The 24,980-nt window shown below is 51.2% G+C and carries 1 protein-coding gene; it reads left to right on the forward strand.

The window, feature by feature from the left end:
- The first annotated feature begins 167 nt into the window (after nucleotides 1–167).
- Nucleotides 168–24,953 (forward strand): DUF8202 domain-containing protein, encoded by a 24,786-nt coding sequence (locus BMZ54_RS25600; RefSeq protein ID WP_089918845.1) that lies wholly within the window; start codon nucleotides 168–170, stop codon nucleotides 24,951–24,953.
- The last annotated feature ends 27 nt before the right edge of the window (nucleotides 24,954–24,980 follow it).

The following is a 24,980-nucleotide window of genomic DNA, read 5'->3' on the forward strand; positions in this document are numbered from 1 at the left end:
TTAGTCTTGTTACCTAATGCCGGTTGTTACCGGTACAGGTTACCTGTTCTTACGGGCGTTTAGCCAACAGGTTTATATTGCCCTGTTTTGAATTCCCCTATAGAGTTTTCCGGGTGCGCTGTTCATGACAGCCGCACAAGCCCCCTTTTTACCCAAAGTATTGCACCATGTCCCGTTCAATTGTATCTATTGTATCTATCCTGAATACCCGGTTTTTCAGCAGAGGAAGTAAGTATATCTTACTGTTGTTATGCAGCATGATCATAACAGCCACCGCACTGGCAGCCAGTTTCCCGGTCACCAATACCAATGACGCCGGGCCGGGTTCATTAAGACAGGCCATTCTGGATGCAAATGCGGCAGGGGCGGGGCCGCATCAGATCGTGTTCAATGTGCACGGGCAGATCACTCTTTTAACCTCGTTGCCTACTATTACGGCAAAAAAGCTCACGATAGACGGGCAGAACAGGATCACTATTAACTCCACCGGAACGAATAGTATCGTGAATCCTTTTGTGATCAATGCAGACAGCGTAGCTGTCCGCAATTTTACATTGACCAATAACGGGGATATTGATTTTGATATCCTGGCAAACACAAAAGGGGTCACTATTGAGAATATACGTACTTATAGTACGGTAGGCAACTTCCTGAATGCGGTATTAAGAGTAACAGGCGCCTCTACTGATCTGACTATCCGGAACCTGACATCTTCAGATGCGGAACCCGGGAGCGGTACCTATAACGGGAGAGCGTTCTACTTCACCGGCGGCATGCAAACCAACGTGGTAATGGATAATATCCAGCTTACTACAGCCGGTAATACCCGTGGTGGCGAAGGTATTGTGTTCCGTGACGCGTCTGTGAACGGGTTCACCCTTACCAATTCCAATATCAGCGGTTTCCAGAATGCGGTTATACTGGATAATACAGGCGGGGCGGTAGAAACGGCTAACAATGTGTTGCTCAGAAGCGTAACCATTGATTCCCTTTGGAGCGGTGTAGCCTTGGGATTCTATTCTGATTTCGTTAATACCAATATACAGATCAAACGTACTTCCATTGACCTTGATGTGATCGGTGCGGATGATGACGGGGATTATGCCATCCGGTTTGATAACACTACTAATAATGTTATCCTCGATACAATAAATATAAACGAGGATGATATCCACTATATCTGGTTCAACGGTGCTGCCAGCAATATCACCATCGATCATACCACGCTGGAGAACCGGACACCCGGTATTTATGGCGGCTCCACCCTGATCCGCTTTGAAACAACCGCCAATACGGTCAATATCAGCAACTCGGTGCTGAATGCAGATAAACCGGGTACTACCGACGAAGCGGACAATGGGATCTATTTTGTTGGTGCTGCAACGGGCGTTGCCATCAATAATGTAACTATGAATGAGCTGGATGCAGATGGCATCACGGTAGCTGCTGCAGCTACCGATTTTCAGGTCAATAATTCGAAGTTCACTAATAACATGGACGGTATTGAATTTTACAACAATGCCGCCAGAAGTAATGTAGATATCATTAATTCCTCGTTTACCGGCAACACCCGTTCCGGTATATTGGTGAACGGCGCTAACGCCCTTACGGATGTAGACCTTAGCGGCGATACGGTAATGAATAACGTCAACCACGGTATCTGGTTTTACGGCGGCGCAGGTGTAACAGATGCGCAGGTTAGCGGTTGCGTGATTCATGATAATGGCGGTGCAGGTATTAATAACGATGCGCCCAACAAGGTGGTCATCACCAACAACTCTATTTATAATAATACCGGCCTGGGAATAGCCAATCCCACCGGCAACTGTACCTATACTGCGGCTGCCGGCAGAACGCCGGTGCTGGTGTCTTCTACTGCGCTGGGCGGAGGGCAGTATCAGCTACAGCTCACCATTCCGAATATAACGGCAGGTGCGCAATACACGGTTGATATTTATGCCAACGATCCCGCTACGAAAAAAACGAGCGGGCAATATTTTGTTACATCCTTAACAGGCCTGAGCGCAGGTGCCTCTACGCAAACGATCACCTATAACGCCGGCCCCGGTGCTACGGGACTTGGCTTCTGGACCGCTACCCTGCGTATACCCGCCAATAGCTGCGGTACCTCAGAGTTTGGCAACAGCATAGCCATGAGCTTACAGGGCCCTGCCTGTGTAAACAATGGCATTCTTGCATGGTACCGTGCGGACCAGGCGGTGAATGGCGTGAACTGGGGCGATATCTCCGGTAATGCCAATCATATGACAGTTATTGGCGACCCCGATAATACCACCGGTATGGTGAACTTTAACCCCGCCATTTATTATGATGGCAATGATGCTCACCTGGTACCGGCTGCAGCCGGCGTAACAGGCGCTTATACCATGGGTGGTATGGGGCGGCTGGAAGGCACGCAGAACGGCCGTGTGTTTAACAGCTCAACCGGTAACAAATTATTCGGCTGGCACGCCGGCTTTGAGAACCGCTTATATATGGAAGCATGGCTGAATACCGGGAATGCCATCACCGCAAACAGTAGGCTGTATACCCTGGAAAGGGCCGCAACCGGCAGTTATGAATTCAAGGGGAACGGTGCATCTGTAAAAACAGGTGCGGCTTCCGATGCAAGCGTGTGGACGCTGGATGTAGGCGGAGCTACTTACGGGGAATATTCCAAAGTATTTATACCCGAAGTATTTATTTATAACCGGGACCTTACCGCGGCAGAAATACAGCGCATTGAATCGTACATGGGCCTGAAATATGGGATCACGCTCAATAACGGCGCAACAGATTATATTACCAGCGATGGTACTGTGCAGATGTGGACGGCCGCATCCAACACCGGTTTCGGTAAGCGTATCACTGGTATTGGCCGTGATGATTGCAGCATGTTAAACCAGAAGCAGTCATTGAGCCAGGATACCGGTATTGTAACCCTTGCATTGGGAAATACAATTGCCGTTTCAAATGCAGCCAATACCAATACCATCGCCCAGAATAAAACCTTTTTGGTTTTTAGTGATGATAACGGCACTACCAATTATTTTACGGCAATAACCGGCACAAATGTAACGCATCGTATGGGCCGCGTCTGGAAGGTGCAGAAAACTGCCACCTGGAATAATAGCCAGCAGGTAACGCTGCAGCTGGATGGCGGTTCGGAGAATAATTACCTGCTCATTAGCACCGACGCTGCTTTTGGAACCCTTGCCCGTGAGTTGAAATTGAGCAGTAATGGTACAGTTACCCTGTCCAGTGCCGACCTGACTGACGGTGCCTTCTTTACTTTCGGCAAGCAGCAACGGTTCCCCGGCGGAGTGGCTGCCAATTTGCAGGCATGGGTGAAGGCCGATGCAGGTATCACAGCTGTTGGCGGTAACGTTAGCAAATGGACCGATCAGGCCGTGCAAAGAGAATGGCCGAAAGCTTTTCCTGCTGTTGCGCTTCCCTGGCAGGCGAATGCCGTTAACTATAACCCGGCTGTTAACTTCGCCAGCAACAACTATTTTACGATACCCACTATTACAAGCGCATTTACAGCAGGAGAGATCTTCTCTGTGCAGTTCTCTAACCTGGCCGCTGCTTCCACCACTGCCAGCTTTCCCTGGGAGTTCGGTGGAGATCCCAGCACACTTACAGACCAGTTCTACCATTATAGTAACGGTAGCCACTATACGCACTTTGGCACCAATTCACGGCCGGGATTCCCGCTGGGCGGCATCAATATGCAACGGGCACACATATTAAATAACTGGAGTGCACCCGGCAACTGGTCGCTCAACTTCGATGGCAAAACAATAGGCAGCAGCACTGCTTTCCCGGTTACTTTCAGCAGGGGAGCAGCCATAAACAGTGCTATTGGCGCCGGGCATAATTCCATCTTCAACGGCAACATTTCCGAGGTGATACTCTATAACAGGCAGCTGACCGATCCTGAACGCATACAGGTGAACAGCTACCTGGCCCTGAAGTACGGCATGACCCTGAAGAATACCGCAGGTAATCCGGCCGACTATATAGCCAGTAACGGCAGCACCAGGATGTGGACCGCCTCCAAGAACACCGGCTACGGCGCGCGCATTACCGGCATTGGCAGGGATGATAACGGCACCTTGTTCCAGAAGCAAAGCCGCTCGCAGCTTGACGGAGCCGTTTTGGCCATTGCCGCGGGCACTGGTTTTGCCAACTCCAACGCAGAGAACCTCAGTACCATTAGCAATGACCGCTCTTTCTTTACCTTCAGCGATAACGGCGGGGCAGTTACCTATACACAGCCTGTTTCAGGACTGGGCAATGTTACCCTGCGCCAGGCACGCATCTATAAAGTAGACCGCACTAACTGGGCAAAAAGTAACATCCGGTTTGCACTAACAGGAGGTGATAGTACGAACTATCTGCTGGTGAGCAGCGATGAAACTTTCGGAGCAGGCGACCAGGTTTACCAGCTGGAAGCAGGCGGGCAGGTGACTATTGACAGCGATCTGCTGCCGGACGGTGCATATTTTACTTTTGGTAATACACAACGCGGTCCGGCAGGCGTAATAGCCGGTCTGGAAGTATGGACCCGCGGGGATTCCGGCGTTGTTGGTACAGCTGCCAATGTAACACAATGGATAGATCAGGCTCCTTCCGGCCGTATATGGCCAAAGTCTAATGGCAATGCAGTGCCTTTGAACCTGGTTGATTTTAACTTCAACCCCGGGCTTGGTTTCAGAGGCGCAAGCTATTTTACCCTGCCGCAGTTTGCACAGGCATTTACTGCCGCTGAAATATTTTCCGTTCAGATCCAAACGCAGCCTAACAGCGCTACCGGCCAGGGATTCCCATGGGAGTTCGGCGGCAGCTACAGCGCCGGCGCTGAGTATGCATGGGCTAACAGCCATTATACCTATTTTGGTTCGTCCAATGCCCGCAGGAATTTTGTGATTCCAACAACGGTAGACGGACGTAACCCCCACCTGCTCAATACCTGGAGCGCGCCTAACGACTGGGCCGCCGGTTTTGACGGCAAGGTGCTGTTAACGTCGAATGTTAACACGGTTAGCCTGAGCTCAGTGCCATTAACCAACTATATAGGCGCCGGCCATAATACTGTTTTCTATGGTGATATATCGGAAGTGATCCTGTATTCCCGTAAGCTGAGCAGCATAGAACGTCAGCAGGTGCAATCCTACCTGGCATTGAAATACGGGCTTACACTTGGCATAGGCACGCCTGTTGATTACCTGGCCAGCGATGGCAGCACCAAAATGTGGCAGGCTGCCGCCGGCGGTAGCTACGCCCAGCACATCACTGGCATTGGCCGTGACGATAGGGGCATGCTGTATCAGAAACAATCTGTCAGCGCAGATACCGGTATGGTTACCATCGCTGTGGGTGCAACGATAGCCGCTTCCAATAAGGCGAATACAACGGCTGTCACCAATGATCTTTCCTTCTTTACTTTTGGTGATGATGGCGGGGCTACCACCTATCTTACCCCGGTTACGGGTATTACCAGCGTTAACAACCGTATGGCCCGCATTTTCAAAGCCCAGAAAACAAACTGGGTTGATCAGAATATTACGTTCAAGTTATCCGGCGGCAATGCAGAAACCTACCTGCTGGTGAGTACGGATGCAAGCTTTGGCGCGGGTGATGCTGCTTATGTATTAAAGGCAGACAGCACCGTAACCATTAATAGCAGCTTATTAAGCAATGGTGCTTACTTTACATTTGCCAGGGCCATAAAAGGACCCAATGGCGTAAAGGACGGCATTTCATTCTGGTTGCGTGCGGATGATGGTAAGTCTAACGGCGGTGTGTGGAGCGACTACAGTAACTTCGGCAATGATGCTTCACAGAATGTAGTAAGCGGCCAGCCTACTACAGATGCACGTGGACTGAACTTCAACTATAGCTTCCAGTTCGATGGTACGGACGACTTTTTGGATATTAATACTACCCGCATAGACCCTGCTACATCTACCGTTTTTGCTGTTGGCAGTGGTTTAGGGGATATTCTTGGTTCCGGCGCAGTGGGCTCTGCTCAAGGAATGGAATTCCGGACTATTACAGGCAACAAAGTACAGTACCTCGAGAATGCCGCATCAGTTGTAGCGGTAACCGGCCTAAACACAATCCAGCCTAGTAAACCCTATATTTTCAGTGCCACCCAGGTAAATAACACTCCCAATGGTGTACGCATCTTTGAAAACTATAAGCTCGATAACCAGGGTACCATCAATTTAACGCCACTCACTGACAATTTAATTTCTATAGGCTCCCGTACGATGGCTGCCCGCGCGCTTTACTGGACAGGCAGCATGGGAGAGGTGATCGCCTATAACCGCGTGCTGTCGGATGCAGAACGCCAGTCAGTAGAATCATACCTAGGTCTTAAATACGGTATTACGTTGAACGATGGCGCCACCAATTACCTGGCTGCAGATGGCTCAACTTACTGGACGGCAAATACGACCTATAAATATCGTATTACCGGTATTGGCCGTGATGATGCAACCAATCTGAATACCAGGCAGTCACTGAGCGTTGATACCGGTTTCATTACCATCGCGCTCGGCAGCAACATTGCCCTTACCAATGAACAGAATACCAATACTATTACCAACGATAAATCATTCTTTGTTTTCGCAGACAATGGGCTGTCCGGTACATCTTACGCAAATAATGTAAGCGGTACCAACGTTACCCGCCGCCTGCCACGCGTTTGGAAGGTGAATAAGACCAACTGGGCGGATCAGAATATTACTCTGAAAGCCAATGCAACCGGCACGAATGTATATATGCTGATCAGCACTGATCCAACCTTTGCTACGATCACGCAGGAGCTGCCCCTGAATGCGGATAAGACCATTACATTGAACAGCAGCCTGCTGCCCCACAACATCTACTTTACTTTTGGCGCCCCTGTTAAATATCCGGGCGGTGTAAGCAGCGGTACGCTGGTATGGCTGCGTGCAGATATAGGCACATCAGCCACAGCGGACAATACGCCTGTAAGCGCCTGGAACGACTACAGCCCCAACATGAATAATGTGTTGCAGGCTACGCCGGCCAATCAACCATTGTATCTCAATAATGCCACCAGTAACCTGAACTTTAACCCTGTGGTAAGGTTTAATGGTGCTCCTAATGCGATGACGGGTAACTCTATGCTGAAGACCGGCACTTACAACGGCGCGGCAGCTTTCTTTGTGGGCAACCAGGCAGCTGCCTTGGCAACGGTTATTTACACGGAACCCACCGGTGTAGGTACCCAGTTTACGCTGCATGCTACCTGGTCTGATAATATTGTATACTGGGATGCTCCATATACCAGTAACCGCCTTACCTATAATACGGGCGGCATCAATAATCAAACAATCCTCTGGACAACCACCAGCGACATTAGCCTTGCAGCCAATAAGCAGGCCATCTACAAGAATGGCTTAAGCGTGGCTACAGGTAATAATACCAGCACCTTTACCGGTAACAACAGCCCCTTCCAGCTGGGTTATAATGCCGGTAACTCCTATAACGGCCGCATGGGTGACCTGATCGTGTATGCAAATGCGCTGACGCCTATAGAGCAGCAGCGTGTAAATACATATCTCGCCATCAAGTACGGCATTACCCTGAACAACGGCGCTTCTGATTACCTGGCCACCAACGGCACTACCAAAGTATGGGATGCCGCTGCCAACAGCGCTTATAAGAATAACATTGCCGGCATAGGCCGTGACGATGCGGAAGACCTGCAGCAAAAGCAGAGCCGCAGCATTAATCCCGGTATGCAGCTGGCCATTGGCCTGGGCAGCCTTGCCGAAACAAATGCGGGCAATACTAATGCCTTCGCCGCAGACAGAACATACATGCTGTGGAGCGACGATGGTGCCAGCACATTGTTTAAAACAGCCATTACAGGCAATCCTGCCGTGAACTACCGCATGACCCGTATCTGGAAAGTGCAGGAAACAGCTACCGTAGGTAATGTGCAGATTGCAGTACCCTATGATGCCCTTCCCAACGCAAATGGAACCTTCCTCATTATAAGTAACGATGCAACCTTTGACGGAACAGACCAGTTCCTCCCATTAACCGAAATAACCCTGAATGGAGTGAAACACTATGCCGCCACAGTTGATGTGGTTAACGGACAGTACTTCAGCTTTGCGTCTTCTATCAAGGCGCCCGGCGGCGTAGTGGGTACTTCACTCTGGCTGCGTGCAGATGCAGGTACTTCCAGTACTACGGATAATACGGCTATCAGCGGCTGGACTGATTACGCTTCTGAGTTGAATAACGCCACACAAACAACCGTTCCTGCCAGCCAGCCCTTGTACCTGAACAACACTGCCAACAATGTTAACTTTAACCCGGTAGTGAAATTTGACGGTGCAGATTATCTGAACCTGGATATTACCAAGCTGCCGATGGGCACCGCTGCCAGAACATTCTTTGGCTCCGGTAGCTTAACCGGCACCGCTGGCGGCAATAAATTTATTCTCGGGTATGGCAGTGGAACTACCAATCAGGGTACCGGTATTGCCGTTGTAAACGGAACTGGGACCGCCGATTTTGTGGGATGGAGCAATGATGTGCTAAGCCCTGCCGGCAACTGGCAACCGGGTGTATTTAATGAAATGGCTGGTATATGGGCGGGCAATGGCGGAAACGCCACCCTGTACAGCAAGATGAAGGTTTTAGGCGGGCCAGTGGCAAAAGCATGGAATACAACCAGTGGCGGCGCACGCATAGGCAACGCTCCCTGGGATAATGCCCAGTCATGGACTGGTGTACTAGGTGATGTTATCGTATATCCCACTGCGTTAACCGCCACTGAGCTGCAGCGTGTGTCTACTTACCTGGCTGTTAAGTACGGCTATACAATAGATCAGACCTCTGCTACCGACTACCTGGCCACTGACGCCACTAAAGTATGGGATGCTACCGCTAACACTGCCTATAAGAACAACATCACAGGTATAGGCCGCGATGATGTGGAAGGTCTAGCACAGAAGCAATCCAGCAGTATCAATACAGGCTTCCAGCCCATAGTGGGCCTGGGCGCTATTGCAAAAGATAACCTTTCAAACGCTAATAACTTTACTGCAGATAAAACATACCTGGTATGGGGTGATGATGGTGCATCCACCGGCTTTGCCACTGCCATGACAGGAATACCGGGTGTTACCGCCCGCATGACCCGTATATGGAAAGTACAGGAAACCGGTACGGTAGGTAATGTGCAGATAGCCATTCCTGCTACCGCCGTATCCTCCAGCGTTTCATCGCCTCAGCTGGTGGTAAGCAATGATGCAACCATTGATGGCAGCGACCAGTATAGCGCGCTTTCATTGACCACTATAGATGGTGTGGACTACTACGCCGCTACCATTGACCTGAACAACGGCCAGTACTTCACCTTTGCTGCGCTGGTAACAGCGCCGGGCGGCGTGCTGGGTGACGTATTGTGGGTAAAAGCAGATGCCGGCGTACAGGTAGATGGCAGTAACCAGGTAGAACAGTGGATAGACCAGAGCGGCAGCAACAATACGGTTACAGAGCTGCGCGCTGCTGCTATCACTCATACAGATCCTATTACGCCTACAGCGGCCATTGTACAGGTGCCAAACGCTATTAACTTCAACCCCTCCCTTGATTTTGCGGGAACCGCAGGCAGATCGCTGAAAGGTAATGCCGTTGCTGACTGGAACGCTACGCCAACAACGCTCTTTAGTGTAAGCGTAGTGGAAGGCCCAATGGGTAATGCCAGTGCCGGATCCTTTGGAGGTGTATTTGACGGGTTGAACGATTGGATATCTGATAGTCCGACGCCTTCAGCGGGAATGGGCCTGAATGCTGGCCCGGCTAATTATCAGCTTGATGGATCTGGCTGTAATCCCGGTGTAAGCACCTCACCGACCACAGGAGTGCCGAGGGCAGTACGTGGTATTTACACAGTATCAGGTAATGGCCTTAATTCTACCCTTGCCGTTAATGGCAGAACAGAAGTGGCCGCCGGTGCAAACTGTCTCGGTTATGCAACGACCTTATTTGAAGTAGGCGGCCGCACATCAGGAGCCGCTGTATATGATGCCCGTATTTTTAACGGTAAGATCCCTGAAGTGATCGTTTACAGATCCGCGCTTTCAGCAACAGAAAACAACCGTGTAGAATCCTATCTCAGCATCAAATACGGCCTGACGCTTGATCAGACCACCGCCACTAATTACGTAGCATCAGATGCTTCCATTATGTGGAACGCCGCTGCTAACGGAGCCTATAAGATCAATATAGCCGGTATTGGCCGCGATGATGCTTCTGCCTTGCTGCAAAAGCAATCCCGCAGCGTAAACCCGGGAAGCATACTCACAGTAGGTCTGCGCACCATTGCAGCCACCAATGCGGATAATACCAACACGTTCGCCACTGACAGAAGTTTCTTTATGGTGGCCAGCAACAGCGCGGCTTTAACCGTAACCGGTACAGACCTGCCTGTTGGCAGCTGTATCAGCGAACGCCTTACCCAGGAATGGAAAGCATCGCTCGCCAATTACGATATCAGCACGCATCCCCTGCGCCTGCAGTTTGACCTTACCGGCATCACCGTTACAGGTACTGCGGCTGCGGATTTTTCACTAATGATAGACCAGGATGGGGATGGTAACTTTGCCACCGGCGCTGTTACAGAAATACCAGCATCAGATTTTAGTGCCGGTGTTGTGGGCTTTGATAATATAAACATGCTTACCAACGGCGCAGTGTTCACACTGATCACAAACCATCCTGAACGCACCGCTAACCTGGTGCCGGATGCAACGGTAAGAACAGTGACCGCTACCTGTATTGAAAACGGGACCTTATATTTCATTGATCCGTCTGATCCGAATAAATACGTTGCCAGCATTGCACTGAATGGCAATACCATGGATGTTACCAAGCTTTCTGCCGTAGTTGATGTGAACAGGGATATGAGCGCTGCACTCGGTAAGAACAGCGGTACGGATTATGGTACACAGCTCATGCGCAGGCTGCTGCAGATCACTTACACAGGTGCTGACCTTACACAGAACGCCGGTGTTACACTTCGCCTGTTCTGGAACCCCGTGGAAAGGACCAATGCGGAAACAATGCTTTTCGGTACCCGTGGTGTAACAGGCACTCAGAAGTGGACATGGTTCAAACATACTGGTGATATTACTGCTACCCTGGCAGATCTGGCTCCGCAAGGCCTGGCAAACATCACCGAAATGGTGCCCACCGGCACCGGCCAGCAGGATGGTGTTGATTACGTTGAGTTCAGCGGCATCCAGAATTTCTCTACGTTCGGTGGTGTAACCACAGCCAACCAGATATTGAGTATCCAGAAGGTGCAGGATGGCACAGAAGGCACTCAGAACGGTGCTTTCAGCATCAGCTTACCAACAGGTGTAATGTCCACTGAAGATATCATCGTGAACTATACAGTTACCGGTACAGCAACTAACGGTACGGACTATACTACCCTTACCGGTACCGTAACATTCCCGGCAGGCAGTAATAGCGTGCCCCTGCCTGTTACTATAACGGACGATAACATTATTGAAGCGGCAGAAGGGGTAACCGTTACGCTGAACACAGCTACAGGTAATACCAGCAGCAACGCCTATACGATCGGTACAGCGAATAATGCTGCCGTAGTAATTAATGATAATGACAGCAACGATCCTGCTAAAACAGTGATAGCCGTAGCTAATGGCAGCGATGCTATAGAAGCGGGCAGCAGCGGTGGTTTTAATATTAGTCTGCCAGCAGGGGTTACCGCGTCTGAAGACATTACGGTGAACTATTCCGTTACCGGTACTGCCACACCGGGATCGGATTATGGCGCCCTGAGCGGATCCGTGGTAATTCCTGCCGGACAGAATGGAGTAGTGGTGCCTGTAATACCGGTAGACGATCAGCTGATCGAGAATACAGAAACCGTTGTATTAACGGTAACAGGCGGCAGCTCAACCAGCTTTACCTTCACGTCAAGCACTACTAGCGGTAATGCCACCGTGAACATAACAGATGATGATAACAACCCGGCTAACCGTATACTGAGCATCACCAAAACGGCGGACGGCGCAGAACCGGCCACCGGAGCTGCATTCAGTATCAGCCTGCCTGCAGGTGTTATACCTTCGGAAGCCATCACGGTGAATTATAATATTGCAGGTACAGCCACAGGTGGCACTGATTATACGGCATTAAGCGGCACGGTTACCATACCTGCCGGCCAGAATAGTATATCCGTTCCTGTTACTGTTACCGATGACCAGATCATTGAAACAGCAGAAACGGTATTATTAACAGTAACCGGTGGTACATCTGCCAGCTTTACCTATACTGCCAGCACCACTAACGGCAGCGCTTCGGCCAGTATAGCGGATAATGATAACACGGCAGCCAATCGTGTATTGAGCGTGGCAAAAACCACCGATGCAGCAGAACCGGGCACCAATGGCGCCTTCAGCATCAGCCTGCCCACAGGTATTACTGCAGCAGAACCAATTACAGTTACCTATACCGCAAGCGGTACAGCTGCCAGTGGCACGGATTATACAGCGTTAAGCGGCACAGTAACCATACCGGCAGGCCAGAACAGTGTATCCGTACCAGTAACTATACTGAACGACCAGATCATAGAGAACACGGAAACAGTGATCCTAACAGCCACAGGTGGCGCTTCCACCAGCTTTACGTTCACTGTCAGCAGTACCGGCACAAGTGCTGCGGTAAATATTGCGGATGATGATAACACCGCCGCTAACCGCGTATTAAGCGTGAGCAACACCAGCGACGCAGCAGAACCATCTACCAATGGTGCATTTGCTATCAGCCTGCCCGCAGGTTTCACTTCTTCTGAACCTATTACCGTAACTTATACGACAGGCGGTACAGCTACAAACGGCACTGATTATGCTAACCTGACCGGTACGGTAGTAATACCTGCAGGCCAGAACAGTGTAACGGTGCCGGTAGCTGTCACCGATGACCAGCTGCTGGAAAACACGGAAACGGTGATCTTAACAGCCACAGGTGGCGTTTCCACCAGCTTTACGTTCACGGCCAGTACTACCAATGGTAATGCAACCGTAAATATTACGGATGATGACAACACACCGGCCAATCGTGTGCTCAGCATCACCAAAACGGCGGATGGCGCAGAACCATCTACCAACGGAGGGTTCAGCATTAGCCTGCCCACTGGTATCACTGCTTCAGAACCGGTTACAATTTCCTATACTATTGGCGGTACATCTACTAACGGTACAGACTACGCTACCCTGAGCGGTACGGTAACCTTACCGGCCGGCCAGAACAGCGTAGCCGTTCCGGTTACTGTTACCAACGACCAGGTAATAGAGAATACAGAAACAGTAGTACTGACAGTTACCGGTGGTACCAGCACAAGCTTTACTTATACTGCCAGCACTACCAGTGGCAGCGCTTCTGCAAATATTGCAGATGACGATAATACCGCGGCTAACCGTGTGCTAAGCGTAAGCAACACCGCTAATGCAGCAGAACCGGCTACCAATGGCGCCTTCAGCATCAGCCTGCCAACAGGCGTAACAGCCGCTGAGAACATTACGGTGAATTATACAGTGGCCGGTACAGCCACCAGTGGAACAGATTATACCGCCCTGGGTGCTACGGTAACCATACCTGCCGGCCAGAATAGTGTAGCCGTGCCAGTGGCTGTTACAGATGATCAGATCATTGAACCGGCAGAGACAGTTATAATGACGATTACCGGCGGAACCGCTGCCAGCTTCAGCTTTACAGCCTCTGCAACAGGTAAGACCGCTACAGTGAACATTGCGGATAATGATAATACCCCGGCCAATCTCAGGGCAATAGTTACAACTGCGCGTGACGGGGCAGAAGGCGGCTCTACATTCAGGTTCAACTTCCAGCTTCCGGCAGGGATCAGCTCTTCTGAAACAGTTACCATAAATTATACAATAGGCGGTACAGCGGTATTTAATAGCGACTATACGAATTCCGTTGGGCCAAAATTCACGGGAACAATCACGCTTCCACCGGGATCAGGCGCCGCTTTAATCGGTACTGTGGTAGATGACCCGATCATTGAAGGCAACGAAACAGTGGTGATCACCATTACCGGCGCCTCTTCACCCAGCTATACCTTTACCCCGGATCCTGTTCAGGGCAGTGCTACTGCAAACATTGCTGATAATGACGACATACCGGCCAATCGTGTGCTCAGCATTACCAAAGCCGGCGACGCAGCCGAACCGGCAACAAACAATCTTTTCAATATTAACCTGCCTGCAGGAGTAACAATGTCCGAGCCTGTAACAGTGAATTATACTGTAAGCGGCACGGCCACCGCCGGAACGGATTACGCTAACCTTAGCGGCACCGTTACCATTCCTGCCGGTGCAAATGGTACCACACTGCCGGTAAATGTGATTGATGATAAATTCATCGAGAATACGGAAACAGTCGTGGTAACTATTACCGGTGGCACTTCCCCCAGCTTCACTTTCACTGCCAGTACAACAGATGGCGATGAAACAATGAATATTGCGGATGATGATAATACTGCAGCCAATCGTGTGCTTAGTATCCAGAAGCTGACCGATGTGGAAGAACCGGCTACCAACGGCGCCTTCCGGATCAGTCTTCCGTCGCTGATCAGGTCATCCGAACCCGTTACTGTGAATTACACCGTAACCGGTACCGGTACTAACGGAACAGACTATACGACACTTACCGGATCTGTGGTTTTACCTGCCGGCCAGAATAGCGTATTAATATCAGCAGACGTAATAGATGACCAGATCATAGAGGGTACAGAAACCGTAATAGCCACCCTCACTGGCGGCACTTCTACCAGCTTTGCCTTTACGGCCAGCACTACAAATGGCAGCGCTACGGCCAATATCCTGGATGATGATAACATAGCCGCTAACCAGGTGCTTAGCGTAAGCAACGGCGGTGATGCAGCAGAACCGGGCACCAATGGCGCCTTTACCATTAGCCTGCCTGCAGGTTATACCGTAGCACAACCGGTTACCATTAGCTATACTATAGCAGGTACTGCCACCAGCGGCACAGATTATACTGCGCTCAGCGGCACGGTAGTATTACCGGCTGGTCAGAACAGTGTGAATGTACCGGTAGCCGTGATCAATGATGCATTGGTAGAAAATACAGAAACAGTAGTACTCACACTTACCGGCGGCGCCTCTACAGACTTTACGTTCACGGCCAGCACTACCAACAGCAGCGCTACGGTGAATATTACCGATGATGAGAATACGCCGGCTAACCGTGTGCTGAGTGTTACCAATACCGGCAACGCAGCAGAACCGGGCACTAACGGCAGCTTCACTATCAGCCTGCCAACAGGTGTAACACCGTCAGAAGATGTAACCGTAACTTATACCATTAGCGGTACAGCCACCGCGGTGAACGACTATACGGCATTAAGCGGTACAGCCACCATCCCGGCTGGTCAGAATAGTGTAGTGGTGCCGGTAACGGTTGCCAATGACCAGATCATAGAAGGTACAGAAACCGTGATCCTCACCGTAAGCAGCGGCGCTTCTGCCAGCTTCACCTATACGGCCAGTACCACCAATGCCAGTGCTGCTGTAAACATAGCAGACGATGATAATACCGCCGCCAACCAGGTGCTTGCGGTCACTAAAACAGCGGATGCAGCCGAACCAGGTACCAGCGGCAGCTTTGCCGTAAGTCTGCCCACCGGCATTACTGCTGCGAGGGATATACAGGTAACCTACAGCGTTGGCGCCGGTACAGCCACACCTGGCACTGATTACCGTGCCATCACCGGTACAGTAACTATACCGGCAGGAGCAAACAGCGTGAGCATTCCTGTGGCTGTTATAGACAATACCGTAATAGAGCCTACCGAAACCGTGATCCTCAACATCAGCGGTGGCACTGATACGCAGCTCAGCTATACCGTAGCTTCCGGCGGCGGCAGCGCCACCGTGAACATCGCGGATGATGACCAGGTAGCCAATAGTAATATTGTGCTGCTTACAAAAGTATCCGACGCTATAGAAGGCGGCACCAACGGCCAGTACAGGATCTCCCTGCCGCCGGGTGTCACCAGCTCCGAAGACGTGGTAATTACTTTCAACACAACAGGCACTGCTACCACCACAACCGATTATGTCTTACTGGGTCTGTCCTCCGGTAATATCGTTATCCCTGCAGGGGCCAATGAAGTGTACATTGATGTTGATGCCGGTAATGACGGCATCATAGAAGGCCCTGAAACCGTGGTGCTTAACCTCACAGGTGCTGCTTCTTCCAGTTATCCGTTCACAATAGACCCCTCAGGCAATGGGGCGGTGGTGAACATTGTGGATGCCAATGCTGCAAGCAGTACCCCATTACAGGTGATCACCGGCACCAATGCAGCAGAACCGGCCACCAACGGTACCTTTACCGTGAAGCTGGCAGGCGTTGCCACATCAGCATGGCCCATTACGGTAGGGTATCGTGTGTCCGGTACCGCCGTTTCCGGCGTTGACTACACGGGCATCGGTAATGTCGTGGTCCCGGCAAACACCAACAGCGTAACCATTAACCTCGATGTGCTGGATGACCAGATCATTGAGCCTACAGAAACAATGACGTTCACGCTGCTGTCCGGCAGCGCCACAGATGGCGGTGGTAACGCCTACATCTTCCCGCCGGACCCGGCTAACAGTAACATTACCGTGAACATTGCGGATAATGACGCCACTGCCGCCAACCAGGTGCTGGCCGTAGTGAAAACTACCGATGCAGCTGAACCAGGCACCCCGGGTACTTACACCGTGAGCCTGCCCGCCGGTTATACTTCCAGCGCTAATCTTACGCTTTCATATACCATGAGCGGCACTGCTACCCGCAATACCGACTATACGATCTCCACGATCACACTGCCGGCTAACTCCAACAGTGTAACGCTGCCATTAAACGTAATAGATGATAAGATCATTGAGAATACGGAAACGGCTATACTCAACCTCACGGGTGGTACCGATGGTAACAGCTTTACCTACAGCGCCGCCCCAGGTAGTAATACTGCAACACTGAATATTGCAGATAATGATAATACCGCCGCTAATAAGGTACTGCTGGTAACCAATACGGCAGATGCTGCCGAACCGGCCACCAATGGCGCCTTCAGTATCAGCCTGCCTGCGGGTTATACATCGGCAGAACCGGTTACCGTGAACTATACCGTAGCAGGCACCGCCACTAGCGGCACAGATTACACGGCACTCAGCGGAACAGTAGTGTTACCTGCCGGTGCAAATAGTGTAAGTGTGCCCGTAACCGTAATAAACGACAACCTGATAGAAAATACGGAAACCGTAGCGCTCACCCTCACCGGTGGTACATCTGCCAGCTTTACATTTACACCGGCTGCCGGCAACGACAATGCCATTGTAAATATCACAGATGATGAAAACACCCCGGCTAACCTGGTGCTGGCCATAGATCCCGTAACCAACGGAGCAGAAGGTGGTGCGAATGCTGATTTCAGGGCCTACCTGGCAACAGGCGTTGCCACTGCCGAAGCCATTACGGTGAATTATACCATTAGCGGTACGGCAATTAACGGCACAGATTATATTACCCTTAGCGGTACAGCAACGATCCCTGCGGGAGCGGGCAGCGTGATCATAAACGCAGCACCCATAGATGACCAGATCATAGAAGGTACGGAAACCGTAGCGCTCACCGTTACCGGCGGCGCCTCCAGCAGCTTTACCTTCACCGCCAGTACTACGAATGCCAGCGCTACACGCAATATTGCAGATAATGACAACACCGCCGCTAACCAGGTGCTCAGCATTGCTAAAACAGCCGATGCAGCAGAACCGGGTACCAACGGCACCTTCCATATTAACCTGCCTGCAGGTATCACCGCAGCAGAGCCAATTACGGTAAATTATACAATCACAGGTACAGCCATCAACGGCACGGATTATACCACCCTGACTGGTACAGTGCTGATACCTGCGGGCCGGAACGGTGTGAACGTAACAGTACCTGTACTGGACGATGATATCATAGAAAATACCGAAACAGTGATCTTAACGCTGACCGGCGGCGCCAGCACCAGCTTTACGTTCACTGCCAGCAGCACCAATGGTACCGCTACGGTAAATATTGCAGATGACGATAATACTCCGGCTAACAAGGTACTGAGCGTGGTAAGGACCACAGATGGTGCAGAACCGTCTGCTAATGGCGCCTTTACCATTAGCTTACCGGCAGGTGTAACAGCAGCAGAGCCCATTACGGTGAATTATACCATAGGCGGCAGCGCTGTTAACGGAACAGATTACGCAAACCTGGGCGGAACCGTTGTGATACCGGCAGGACAAAACAGTATAACCGTACCCGTAACTGTTACCGATGACCAGATCATTGAGGGCACAGAAACAGTGGTACTGACCCTTACCGGCGGCGCCAGCACCAGCTTTACATTTACAGCCAGCACTACCAGCGGCAATGCAACCGTAAATATTGCAGATGATGATAATACGCCGGCCAACCTGGTGCTGAATGTGGCCAAAACGGCCGATGCTGCGGAACCGGGCACTAATGGTACATTTACCATCAGCCTGCCGGCAGGCGTTATAGCAGCCGAAGATATTACGGTGAACTATACCGTATCCGGCACAGCCACCAGTGGAACAGATTATACGTCTATCGGCAGCTCCGTTGTATTACCGGCAGGTCAGAACAGTGTAACCGTACCGGTTACTGTAACAGATGACCAGATCATTGAAAATACAGAAACCGTAATAATAAGCCTTAGCGGCGGTACCTCCACCAGCCTCACGTTAACGGCCAGCGCTGCCAATGGCAACGCCGCAATGGATATTGCAGATAACGATAATACGCCGGCCAACCTGGTGCTGAGCATTGCCAACACCGGCGATGCCGCAGAACCGGCAACGGATGGCAGCTTTAGTATCAGCCTGCCTGCAGGCATTACCGCAGCTGAAAGCATTACGGTGAATTATACCGTAACAGGTACTGCCATCAGCGGTACCGACTATACGCCGCTGAGCAGCTCCGTAACAATACCGGCCGGCCAGAATAGTGTGGCCCTGCCGGTTATCGTAACGGATGATAAGCTGATCGAGAACACAGAAACAGTAATAACCACGCTCACCGGTGGCGCCAGCGCCAGCTTTACGCTTACGGCCAGCGCTACCAGTGGCAATGCTACCGTAAATATTACAGATGATGATAACACGGCAGCTAACCGCGTGCTGAGTGTCGTGAAAACAGGCGACGGTGCAGAACCAGGTACCAACGGCACATTCAGCGTTAGCCTTCCGGCCGGTATTACTGCCGCTGAAGATATTACCGTGACTTACACTACAGGTGGCACCGCTGCCAGTGGTACAGACTATACTGCCCTCAGTGGTACAGTAGTAATACCAGCAGGTCAGAACAGCGTGGCCATACCCGTGCCTGTGCTGGATGATCAGCTGATAGAAAGCACGGAAACCGTAACGCTCACCCTCACAGCCGGCGCCAGCACCAGCTTTGCATTCACTGCCAGCAGCACCAGTGGTAATGCTAGGGTGAATATTGCAGACAATGACAATACCGCTGCTAACCGTGTGCTAAGCGTAGTGAAAACAACCGATGCCGCAGAACCGGCTGCCAATGGTACCTTCACCATTAGCCTGCCTGCAGGTATCACAGCCGCTGAAAACGTAACAATAACTTATACAGCCGCAGGCACAGCCACCAGTGGCGCTGATTACACCGCATTGAGCGGATCAGTAGTGTTACCGGCGGGCCAGCATAGTGTAACCGTTACCGTACCGGTGCTGGACGACCAGATCATAGAAAACACCGAAACAGTGGTATTAACCCTTACCGGTGGCGCATCTGCCAGCTTTGCATTCACTGCCAGCACTACCAGCGGTAATGCTACGGTAAATATTACGGATGATGATAACACCGCGGCTAACCTGGTATTAAGTATTGCCAAAACAACCGATGGGGCAGAACCGGCTACCAATGGCGCCTTTAACGTAAGCCTGCCCGCCGGTATCACGGCAGCAGAAGCCATTACCGTAAATTATACGGTAAGTGGTACAGCCACAGGTGGCGCCGATTACACTACCTTAAGCGGTACGGTGGTAATACCTGCCGGCCAGAATGGTGTAGCAATACCGGTAACAGTAACGAACGATCAGATCATTGAAAATACAGAAACGGTTATAGCAACCGTTTCGGGGGGATCTTCTGCCAGCTTTACGCTTACGGCAAGCACTACCAGTGGCAATGCAACGGTAAATATTACCGACGATGATAATACCGCGGCTAACCTGGTATTAAGCGTAAACAATGCAGGTGATGCTGCAGAACCGGGTACAAACGGCGCCTTCAGCATCGCCCTGCCTGGTGGGGTAACAGCATCTGAAGATATTACCGTGAATTATACCATCAGCGGCACAGCGGTGAATGGTACTGATTATGCCACCTTGAATGGCTCCGTAGTAATACCGGCCGGCCAGAATAGTATAACCGTACCGGTTACTGTGATCAATGACCAGCTCATTGAAAATACCGAAACCGTGATCATGACGCTGACCGGTGGCACTAGCACCAGCTTTACACTTACCCCCAGCGCCACTAACGGTAATGCCACGGTGAACATTACAGATGATGAGAGCACACCTGCTAACCTGGTGCTGAGCGTTGTAAAAACACTGGATGCCACAGAACCGGGTACCAATGGTGCCTTTACGGTTAGCCTGCCTGCAGGTGTTATTAGCGCAGAGGACATTACTGTGAACTACACCATTAGTGGCACGGCCATTGGCGGCACTGACTATACCACCCTGGGTGGTACTATTACCATCCCTGCCGGGCAGAATAGTGTGAGCGTTCCCGTAGCAGTGATCAATGATCAGGTTATTGAACCTGCTGAAACCGTGATCCTGACTCTTACCGGTGGTACATCAGCCAGCTTTACATTCACGGCCAGCACCACCAATGGTAATGCTACGGTGAATATTGCAGATGATGATAACACAGCGGCCAACCGTGTGCTGAGTGTTGCCAAAACAACTGATGGGGCAGAACCGGGTACCAATGGCGCATTTAACATTAGTTTGCCCGCGGGCGTAACAGCATCTGAAGACATTACAGTGAATTACGCGGTAACTGGTACCGCAGCAAACGGTGTGGATTATACTACCCTGAGTGGTACAGTAGTAATACCGGCGGGACAGAACAGCGTTGCCGTACCGGTAACTGTTACCAACGACCAGATCATAGAAGCCACAGAAACAGTGGTGCTCACAGTCACCAACGGTACATCTGCCAGCTTTGTATTCACTGCCAGCAGCACCAATGGTAACGCCACCGTGAATATTGCAGATGACGATGCCATACCGGCTAACATGGTACTCAGCGTAACAAAAACAGCTGATGGAAGCGAGCCAGGCACCAATGGTACATTTACGATCAGCTTACCTGCCGGTATAACGGTAGCAAATAATCTTACCGTAAACTATACCATCAGCGGTAGCGCCACAGCCGGTGCAGACTACAGCACCCTGGGCGGTACCGTGGTGATCCCAGCCGGCCAGAATAGTATAACCGTTCCGGTTACCGTACTGGACGATCAGCTCATAGAGCCAACAGAAACGGTGATCCTCACCCTTAACGGCGGTACGGCTGCAACCTTCACCTTTACGGCCAGCGGCACCAATGGTAATGCTACCGTTAATATTACAGATGATGAGAGCACCCCGGCTAACCTGGTGTTGAGTGTAACCAAAACAACCGATGCCGCAGAACCAGGCACCAATGGCGCCTTTAGCATTAGCCTGCCCAATGGTATCATACCGTCTGAAGACATCACGGTAAATTATACCATAGCCGGTACAGCTACCGGCGGCACGGATTATACTGCTATCAGCGGTACGGTCACTATCCCTGCAGGCGCCAACAGCGTAAGCCTACCGGTTATTGTAACAGATGACCAGGTGATAGAGCCAACAGAAACCGTAACCCTGGCGCTCACCGGCGGTACATCTGCTAACTACAGCTATACCGTAAGCGCTGCAAATGGCAATGCCACCGTGAATATTACAGACAACGAAAGCGCCACACCGGCAACCCTGGTGCTGAGCATAACGAAGGACACTGACGGTGCAGAACCGGCTACGAACGGTAGCTTTAATATCAGCCTGCCTGCCGGTATCACTTCATCAGAAAACATTACGGTGAATTATACCATTGCAGGTACCGCTACCGCAGGCACAGATTACACCACCCTGAATGGCACGGTAGTAATACCGGCCGGCCAGAATAGTGTAGGCGTACCGGTTACCGTGATAAACGACCAGGTGATAGAGCAAACAGAAACCGTGATAGCTACCCTCACCGGCGGCACATCAACCAGCTTTACATTTACTCCTGGTACAACGAATGGTAATGCCACCGTGAATATTACGGATGATGAAGCCAGCACACCGGCTAACCTGGTGCTTACTGTAACCAAAGGTGCCGATGGCGCAGAACCGGCCACTAACGGCAGCTTTAACATTAGCCTGCCGGCAGGCATCACTTCATCTGAGGCCATAACCCTGAGCTATACCATTGCAGGTACAGCCACCGCAGGTGCAGACTACACCGCCCTTAGCGGCACAGTAACCATCCCCGCAGGTGCGAACAGTATAAGCATACCGGTAACAGTTATAGATGACCAGGTGATAGAGCAAACCGAAACGGTGATCATGACGCTCACCGGTGGTAGCAGCAGCAGCTTTACATTCACAGCTGCCGGCAATGCTACCGTGAATATCACCGATAATGAAGCCAGCACACCGGCTAACCTGGTGCTCACGGTAACCAAAGGTGCCGACGGTGCAGAACCGTCCACTAACGGTAGCTTTAACATTAGCCTGCCGGCAGGCATCACTTCATCAGAAGCTATTACGGTGAACTATACCATAGCAGGTACGGCTACCGCAGGTGCAGACTATACAGCCCTTACCGGCACCGTAACTATCCCTGCAGGCACAAACAGTGTAAGCATACCTGTAACCGTAATGAGCGACCTGCTGATAGAGCAAACTGAAACGGTGATCATGACACTTACCGGCGGTACCTCCACCAGCTTTACCTTCACCGCCACGGGCAATGCCACGGTGAATATTACAGATGAAAGTAACCCGGCTAACCTGGTGCTGAGTGTAACAAAAACAACCGACGGAGCAGAACCGGCTACCAGCGGCAGCTTTAACATTAGCCTGCCCACCGGTATAATGGCTGCCGAAGCCATCACCGTAAATTATACGGTAAGTGGTACGGCTACAGCCGGCGCAGATTATACCACACTTACCGGCACAGTTGTAATACCAGCAGGTGCTAACAGCATAAGCGTACCGGTAACCGTAACCGACGACCAGGTGATAGAGGGAACCGAAACAGTGATCCTGACGCTGACCGGCGGAGTGTCCACCAGCTTCACCTATACGCCCAGCACTACGAATGGTAATGCTACGGTAAATATTACGGATGATGAGAATATCCCCGCTAACCTGGTGCTGAATGTAACCGGTACCAGTGCGGCAGCAGAACCAGCTACCAATGGCTCCTTTACCATTGGCCTGCCCGCAGGGCTTACTGCAGCTCAGGATATTACGGTTACCTATACCATAGGTGGTACCGCCACCGCTGCTAACGACTATACAGCGCTTACCGGTACCATTGTGATACCGGCTGGCCAGAACAGTGTAACCGTACCGGTTAGTGTGCTGGACGATGACCTGATAGAACCATCAGAAACAGTAACAGCCACTATAACAGGCGGTACTGCCACCGGCTTCACCTTTACGCCGGGCAGCACGAATGTAGCCACGGTAACCATTGCAGATGATGACCATACGAACCTGAACCTGGTAATAAGGGCCAGCAAACCGGATGCAGCAGAACCAGCCACTAATGGCGAATACACCATCAGCCTGGCCAGTGGTAAACGCACGGCAGCACCCATTACCCTCCAATACATGATAAGTGGTACCGCCACGCTGGATGCAGATTACAGGGCCATTACCGGTACCATTACCATCCCGGCAGGTGCGAACAGTGTGAGCATTCCGGTAACCGTGATAGATGACAGCGAGGTGGAACCTGCAGAAACGGTGATAATGATCCTTACAGGCGGTCAGTCTGCCGACTATACTTACACGGCACCGGCTCCAGGCCAGGCCACTGTAACCATCATGGACAATGATAAGCTGGCAGGCGACCTGCTGATCACCAAAGAAGTAGTAGTGCCCGCAGTTGGTCCTTACCGGATGGGACAAGATCTGACCTACCGTATAACGGTAACGAATAAGGGTAACATAGCCGTAACAGGCATAAAAGCAGAAGACCGTTTACCGGTACAGCTGGATGTGCCTACACATACCTCTGCGGAAAGAGGCGTGGTAACAGTAACGCCCAATACCAAGCTGGTAGAATGGAATATAGGCGATCTGCAGCCGGGCAGCACCGTACAAATGACGCTTACCTCCCGTGTAATAGAAGGCGGGCAGCTGATCAACGAAGCATCGGCCTACAGCGCAGACATGCCGGATGCAGATTCTTCCAATAACGTTGCAGCTTCCAGCATAGCGATAGAAGGTACAGACCTGTCATTCCCGAATACGATCACACCCAACGGCGATGGCAAGAACGAAAGGTTCATCATCGGCGGTCTGGAAAAATATCCGGGTTCAGGCCTGTATATCTATAACCGCTGGGGTGGTATGGTGTACCAGTCAAAAGATTACCGCAATGACTGGAACGGCTCGGATCTGAATGAAAGTACATACTACTATATATTGGAAGTGAAGAAGCCGGACGGCATCAGGAAGTATAAAGGCTGGGTAACAATCGTACGGTAAAAGACAACAATATCATCTGCTGATCTA

It is taken from the genome of Chitinophaga rupis, assembly GCF_900109685.1.
In the GTDB taxonomy this organism is placed as follows: domain Bacteria; phylum Bacteroidota; class Bacteroidia; order Chitinophagales; family Chitinophagaceae; genus Chitinophaga; species Chitinophaga rupis.

Coding starts and splice junctions, on each gene's coding strand:
- BMZ54_RS25600 (WP_089918845.1), top strand. CDS start 168: ATGTCCCGTTCAATTGTATCTATTGTATCTATCCTGAATACCCGGTTT.